This is a genomic window from Streptomyces colwelliae (assembly GCF_048158785.1).
Lineage (GTDB): Bacteria > Actinomycetota > Actinomycetes > Streptomycetales > Streptomycetaceae > Streptomyces.
Genome location: NZ_JBLTJC010000566.1, coordinates 1 through 4,894 on the forward strand (window position 1 = coordinate 1; position 4,894 = coordinate 4,894).

5 protein-coding genes, 1 tRNA gene and 1 pseudogene are annotated in these 4,894 nt (G+C 68.6%); 5 read left to right on the forward strand and 2 right to left on the reverse strand.

The window, feature by feature from the left end; all coding sequences use genetic code 11:
* Nucleotides 1–247, forward strand: a pseudogene (locus ACNFOC_RS50930) (hypothetical protein); the annotation flags it as partial.
* A 30-nt stretch (nucleotides 248–277) separates the two neighbouring features.
* Here ACNFOC_RS50930 and ACNFOC_RS50935 read toward each other — a convergent pair.
* Nucleotides 278–1,048, reverse strand: a complete 771-nt coding sequence (locus tag ACNFOC_RS50935; protein WP_416965789.1) for an ABC transporter ATP-binding protein — start codon at nucleotides 1,046–1,048, stop codon at nucleotides 278–280.
* Between the two features lie 436 nt (nucleotides 1,049–1,484).
* Between ACNFOC_RS50935 and ACNFOC_RS50940 the strand changes: the two genes are divergently transcribed.
* From ACNFOC_RS50940 to ACNFOC_RS50950, 3 genes are all read left to right on the forward strand, one after another.
* Nucleotides 1,485–1,571 (forward strand) — tRNA-Leu (locus tag ACNFOC_RS50940).
* Nucleotides 1,572–1,780: 209 nt separating this feature from the next.
* Nucleotides 1,781–2,965, forward strand: coding sequence for a 4-hydroxybenzoate 3-monooxygenase (locus ACNFOC_RS50945; RefSeq protein ID WP_416965790.1), 1,185 nt, complete (start codon nucleotides 1,781–1,783; stop codon nucleotides 2,963–2,965).
* A gap of 183 nt (nucleotides 2,966–3,148) precedes the next feature.
* A complete protein-coding gene (locus tag ACNFOC_RS50950) occupies nucleotides 3,149–4,036 on the forward strand; it encodes a Bax inhibitor-1/YccA family protein (RefSeq protein WP_416965791.1) in 888 nt (295 codons plus the stop codon).
* 107 nt (nucleotides 4,037–4,143) lie between these two features.
* Here the strand turns inward: ACNFOC_RS50950 and ACNFOC_RS50955 are convergent, their stop codons facing one another.
* On the reverse strand, nucleotides 4,144–4,374 hold the full coding sequence (locus ACNFOC_RS50955; protein ID WP_026178224.1) for a DUF4287 domain-containing protein: 231 nt from the start codon (nucleotides 4,372–4,374) through the stop codon (nucleotides 4,144–4,146).
* Between the two features lie 102 nt (nucleotides 4,375–4,476).
* Between ACNFOC_RS50955 and ACNFOC_RS50960 the strand changes: the two genes are divergently transcribed.
* Nucleotides 4,477–4,788 carry a hypothetical protein gene (locus tag ACNFOC_RS50960; RefSeq protein WP_416965792.1) on the forward strand — a complete coding sequence of 104 codons (312 nt, stop codon included), beginning with the start codon at nucleotides 4,477–4,479 and terminating at the stop codon, nucleotides 4,786–4,788.
* Nucleotides 4,789–4,894 lie beyond the last annotated feature (106 nt).

Here is a 4,894-nt window from a genome sequence, read left to right on the forward strand (position 1 = left end):
GGGCCGGGGCTTCGACAGCGCGGCCAGGGTTGCGGAGTTGGGCGCTGGGGCTGCGAAGTCGTTTGCCCAGGCGGTGAGGTCGGGCCCCGGTGATGAAGCCGGTTGCCGGGGCGGCGGAGTTGAGGGCCGGGGCGACGAAGTCGAGGCCCCGGGCCGCGGGGTCGAAGCCCCGGCGGTGAAGTCGGGGGCCGGGACGGCGAAGGCGGCTGTCCGGGTGGTGAAGTCGACGGCCCGGGCGGCGAATTGAGGGGCCGTCAGGTGACGTGACCGGAACTGGTCAGCTGGTGCGGCCCTTCGCGTCGAACTGCTTCATACGGTCGAGTACCGAGTCCGCCGTCGGCTCGTAGACCTCGTCGACGATGCGGCCGTCCGCGAGGAACACCACCCGGTCCGCGTACGCCGCCGCCACCGGGTCGTGGGTCACCATGACCACCGTCTGCCCCAGCTCCCGTACGGAGTTGCGGAGGAAGCCCAGCACCTCGGCGCCGGAGCGGGAGTCGAGGTTTCCGGTCGGCTCGTCGCCGAAGATGATGTCGGGGCGGGAGGCCAACGCCCTTGCCACGGCGACGCGTTGCTGCTGGCCGCCGGAGAGCTGGGAGGGTCGGTGCTTGAGCCGGTCGGCGAGGCCGATCATCGTGATCACCGAGTCCAGCCACTGCTTGTCCGGCTTGCGGCCCGCGATGTCCATCGGGAGCGTGATGTTCTCCAGGGCCGTCAGCGTCGGCAGCAGGTTGAACGCCTGGAAGATGAAACCGATCTTGTCCCGGCGCAACTTGGTGAGCTGCTTGTCCTTCAGGGAGCCCAGCTCGGTGTCACCGATGCGCACGGAACCGGACGAGAAGCTGTCCAGGCCGGCCACGCAGTGCATCAGCGTGGACTTGCCGGACCCCGAGGGGCCCATGATCGCCGTGAACTCGGCCTGCCGGAAGGCGATCGAGACCCGGTCGAGGGCGACCACCTGGGTCTCGCCCTGTCCGTAGACCTTCGAAAGATCCGTGGCACGCGCGGCCACGGAGGTGGTCCGTTCGGCGATGGGGGTGGTGGTCACGGAATGCGCTCCTGTCGGGACGACGGTACTGCTGGGGACGTGTCCCATCCTCTCGGCCCCATCGCGCCGTGTAGTCAGCCGCTGTTCCGGTTCCGGGGGCAGCCTTCAGTCGGACTGCGCTCGGCGCTGTCATACCTGGGGATGAGGGCCGACCCGGAGACGGCCTCCGCGACCACCCCCGAGACGGCCTCCGCGACCGATCAAGAGCCCACACGTCGAGAACCGGTGGAGCACCCTCGTTCGGGCGGTGAAATTCCGTCATTCCGTATGCGAGGCCCCAGACCGCACGCAAGGCTATTGGCAAGTGCTGATGGCTCATTCCGTGGTCTGATGAACCCTCAGACATCAATAAAATAAGACAACATCGGTCCGCCTGCCCGCTGTTGGGGACGCGCGTCCCGATAGGCTCGTGACCTCGATGCGGAGCCCACGGCCTGCCCGGATGGTGGAATGCAGACACGGCGAGCTTAAACCTCGCTGCCCCTTCGCGGGCGTGCCGGTTCAAGTCCGGCTCCGGGCACCATCGCAGTTACTGCGCGTGACCTGCGGGAACGGTGCGTTGCCGCAGCGCCCTCGACCGGCCTCGCCGCCCCCCTTCCCGACCGTTGACAGGTGACCCGTGCGGTCAGAGACTTAAGGCGTATCGGCAAGGTGAAGAGAACTTCACCAGGCGAACATCGATCACACGGGAACGACCGCCACCGAACGGCACACCCTGGAAGGGAACGTCCGATGCGTACCACCGTCGGCATCATCGGAGCCGGCCCCGCCGGGCTCCTCCTCGCCCGGCTGCTGCACAACGCCGGGATCGACTCGGTCGTACTGGAGAGCCGGGACCGGGACTACGTCGAGCACCGGCAGCGGGCCGGGATCCTGGAGCAGGGCACGGTCGACGTGCTGCGGGCGGCCGGTGCCGGCGAGCGCATGGACCGGGAGGGGCTGCGGCACGACGGGATCGAGCTGCGGTTCGACCGGAAGCGCCACCGGGTGGACTTCCCGGCCCTCACCGGCGGGCGGTCCGTGACGGTGTACGCGCAGACCGAGGTGTGCAAGGACCTCATCGCTCTTCAGCTCAAGGAGGGCGGTCCGCTGCTGTTCGACGCGGAGGCGCTGGCGGTGGAGGGCGCGGACACCGACAGCCCGCGTATCCGCTTCCGGCAGCAAGGGCGTGAGGACGTCCTCGACTGCGACTACGTCGTCGGGTGCGACGGTTTCTGGGGCGTCGCCCGCAACGCGATCCCCGCCGAACTCACCCGCGTCTTCGAACGGTCGTACCCCTACGCCTGGCTCGGCATCCTCGCCGACGTCGCGCCCTCCCACGACGAACTCGTCTACGCCCGCCACGACCGCGGCTTCGCCCTCCTCTCCATGCGCTCCCCGTCCGTCTCCCGTCTCTATCTCCAGGTGGAGGAGGGCGCCGACGCCGAGAGCTGGAGCGACGAGGCGATCTGGGACGAACTGGAGCGCCGGTTCGAGACCGAGGACGACTGGACGCTCGACCGCGGCCCCATCACCCAGAAGTCCGTCACCCCCATGCGTTCGTACGTCCACGAGCCCATGCGGCACGGCCGCCTCTTCCTCGCCGGCGACGCCGCGCACATCGTGCCGCCGACCGGCGCCAAGGGGCTCAACCTCGCCGTCGGCGACGTCGTCACCTTCGCGAGGGCACTGACGTACAAGAAGCGGACGGGGAGCGGGGAACGGCTCGACGCGTACTCCGCCACCTGTCTGCGGCGGGTGTGGCAGGCCGAGCGGTTCTCCTACGACATGACCAGCCTCCTGCACCGCGCGCCCGACGCGACGCCCTTCGAGGGGCGGCTCCAGCTGGCCCGGCTGGAGCGGATCGCGTCCTCGCGGGCGGCCGAGACGGATCTCGCGGAGGCGTACACCGGGTTCCCTCTCGATGAACAGGGATAAGAACAGGGATAAGGGGGCTCTAAGAGGGGCGTCACGGCTTGGTACCAGTGTTCGCAGGGGGTGCGATGCACCGCGTACCTTGGCAGGACGAGGGGAAGATCCTCCCCAAGAGGTAGGGTCAATCCTTTGCCTACCTATTACTCTTGAGCCCAAGGCCGCGCGAGGCGGCCATGGAGGAGTGAAATGAGGAGCAGAAACCCGGTCTTCTCGCGACGGGGGTTCAGCCGCGACAACGGCTACGCGGGCTTCAACACCGCGCCGCAGGCCGGGGGCCCCGCCGTGGGCACGCAGGGGAACCCGTACGCGGGAGGCAACCCGTACGCGCAGAACCCGTACGCCCAGCAGGACCTTCAGCAGGGTGCACCGCCCCAGGCCCCGGCCACCACCGGCCGGATGACCATGGACGACGTCGTCCTGCGCACCGGCACCACCCTCGGCACGCTGATCGTCACGGCCGCGCTCGCCTGGGCGCTGCTCCCGGTCGACGACGCCAACATCAACCGTTCGTACGGCATCGCCATCGGCTCCGCGCTGATCGCGATGGTGCTGGCGTTCGTCCAGTCCTTCAAGCGCAAGCCCGCGCCGGCCCTGATCCTGGCCTACGCCGCGTTCGAGGGCGTCTTCCTCGGCGTCATCTCCAGCGTCGTCGACAACCGCATCGCGAGCGGCGCGGCCATGCAGGCCGTGATCGGCACGATGGCGGTCTTCGCCGGTGTGCTCATCGCGTACCGCGCGGGCTGGATCCGCGTGAACCGCCGTTTCTACGGCTTCGTGATGGCGGCCGCGCTCGGCTTCATCCTGCTGATGGCCGTGAACCTGCTGTTCGCGGTGTTCGGCGGCGGTGACGGCCTCGGCTTCCGCAGCGGCCCGCTCGGCATCTTCTTCGGTGTCGTCGGCATCATCCTCGGCGCGTGCTTCCTCGCCCTCGACTTCAAGCAGGTCGAGGACGGGATCGCCTACGGCGCCCCGAAGGAAGAGGCGTGGCTCGCCGCCTTCGGGCTCACGCTGACGCTGGTGTGGATCTACATGGAGTTCCTGCGGATCATCTCGATCCTCAACAGCAACAACTAGCGGCGGTACGGCGGTAGTTCCGCCCGCTTGCGCGAAAGGGCCCCGGGTTCGTCCCCGGGGCCCTTCGTCATGTCCGTGTCCGTGATGGGTCGGTCCGTGGTGCGCGCCTAGAGCAGTTTGCGCGCGGCCCTCCTCAGGTCGTACTCGTGAATGATCGCCTTGGCGTGGCCGTACGCGAGGTCGTGCTCGGCGCGGAGCCAGCTGACCTTCTCCTCGAAGCGGAAGAGGGCGGGGCCTTCGTCGACGGTGCGCAGCCAGTCGGATACTTCACGACCGGTGCAGTGGGGGATGCGGGCGAGCAGGTTGCGATGGGTCTCCTGGGAGAACACTTGGGACATCGGCGCCTCCGGACGCATGGGGTGTAAGCCGGTCCTTCAAGTCACCGTGCCTGAGCGTTCGCCCGTTGGCAACAGTCCCGGTACGGCGCGTAGTCTCGCGGCGTGGTGGATACGACGCGGTTGACTCAAGCGGTGGATCACTTCGCGGACCGGCTTCGGGCTGCGCCGCAGAGTCGTTTGCAGCGGGGCGCTGCCGCTGAGGCTTTGGGGTTGGCCAGGGAGTTTGCCCTGTGGGCGCAGCGGGTTGAGGATCCCTCGGGGGTGGCTCGGGAGATGCCGGATGCGGGGATGTTCGCCGCGGCGGATCAAATCACCGTTGCTGTGCATGACTTGGCTGTCGTACTGGTGAATGACGCCGAGGTCGAGCGGGCGGTGGGGTTGGTCGCGGAGGCGCAGAAGAGGGCGGGGGTCTGAGGTGCGTTGGCGGCATGTGGTGCGTCGTGGCTGGTCGCGCAGTTCCCCGCGCCCCTAAAGACGCAGGCCCGCCGTGTTTTTTTAGGGGCGCGGGGGACTGTGCGCC

What these genes read in the sequence shown, in the direction of transcription:
- ACNFOC_RS50945 (WP_416965790.1), top strand. Translation starts at nt 1,781, where the DNA reads ATGCGTACCACCGTCGGCATCATCGGAGCCGGCCCCGCCGGGCTCCTC.
- ACNFOC_RS50950 (WP_416965791.1), top strand. Translation starts at nt 3,149, where the DNA reads ATGAGGAGCAGAAACCCGGTCTTCTCGCGACGGGGGTTCAGCCGCGAC.
- ACNFOC_RS50955 (WP_026178224.1), bottom strand. Translation starts at nt 4,374, where the DNA reads ATGTCCCAAGTGTTCTCCCAGGAGACCCATCGCAACCTGCTCGCCCGC.